Source organism: Enterobacter sp. CGMCC 5087, from assembly GCF_003144775.1.
GTDB lineage: Bacteria > Pseudomonadota > Gammaproteobacteria > Enterobacterales > Enterobacteriaceae > Enterobacter > Enterobacter cloacae_M.
Map to the genome: position 1 here is coordinate 1 of NZ_QFXN01000290.1, position 1,228 is coordinate 1,228.

The following is a 1,228-nucleotide window of genomic DNA, read 5'->3' on the forward strand; positions in this document are numbered from 1 at the left end:
CGCATCTTCAAAACTCAGTTCGTTAAACCCGGTTCCCTGGTGCGTATCCGTGCGGATGACGGTACGGGTTTTATTGTGTGGCAGCACATAAGGCGCCAGATTGGTCGCATGGTAAGTACGCCCGGTAATAATTGGCTGATCCGGATCCCCTTCCAGAAAGCTCACCACCACTTCATGACCCACACGCGGAAGTGCCACCATCCCGTAGCGGCCCCCCGCCCAGCCCTGACTCACCCGCACCCAGCAGGAACTGAGGTCATCACTGTTGCCATAGCGGTCCCACGGGAATTTCACCTTCACGCGACCGTGCTCATCGCAGTAGATTTCTTCCGTCGCAGGCCCCGTCACAATCGCTATCTGCGGACCATCCACCATCGGGCGTGCCGGCATCTGCATGCGCCAGGCCGCTCCGCCTTTAATAACGTCGAACGTGTTGGTAAAGGTGGTGGGCTTGTCCCCGCCTTCCTCTTCCAGCGCCTGCGGCTGTTTTCCCTCATGCTTCACGGACACCACCTGCCACTGCGTGTTAAAGGCCTCGTTCTGGTGCTCTTCCAGCATAAACCGCAGCCCCGGACGCAGCTCTGCGCAGTTTGACAGGCCATTGCCGGTGACCGCATCAGCTCTGAGCGCATCCAGGCGGTAGGCGCTGAAGGCTTTACCGCTCTCAGCCTGCTTGTAGCGTCCCGGATAGTCGTAGTACTCATAGGGTTCACGCTGATGGTCCAGCTCGTGACTGATTTTTTTATTCGACTGGTTGTAAGCAGGATTTTTAAAACTATAGTCCCGCAGCTCCACCACTGTCGTTCGTACCGCTTCGGCATAGCGGAACTGCCGGATATACGCCCCCTGCTCCAGCCCCTGATTCGCCAGATTAAAGAAGACCGGGGTATCTTTTTTCTCCAGCGCCCCGGTATGGTCTGCAAACACCACCCGGTGCTTACCCGCCTCAAACTCGTGCCAGAAGAACATCCCCTCTTCCGCCGCCAGGCGGGTGATAAAGTCCAGATCGCTTTCCCGATACTGCACGCAGTATTCGCGCGCGGCATGGTCCTGACGCAACGAGAAGGTGTAGTCCAGAATACCCGCTTCTTCCAGGAGTTCACCGATGATGTCCTGCGGCTTTTTCACCTGGAAAATCCGGCAGTTGGTGCGCAGCCCGGTACGCCACAGGGCAGGTTGCACAATGGCCTCGTAACGGGTCCGGCGAAATCCCGTATCCCCCTGCGCA

Annotated in this window: 1 protein-coding gene; it reads right to left on the reverse strand. The window is 58.0% G+C overall.

Annotated elements, in window-relative coordinates:
• A partial coding sequence (gene tssI / locus DEO48_RS24755) for a type VI secretion system tip protein TssI/VgrG (protein ID WP_109846568.1) occupies positions 1 to 1,228 on the reverse strand: 1,228 nt, incomplete at both ends.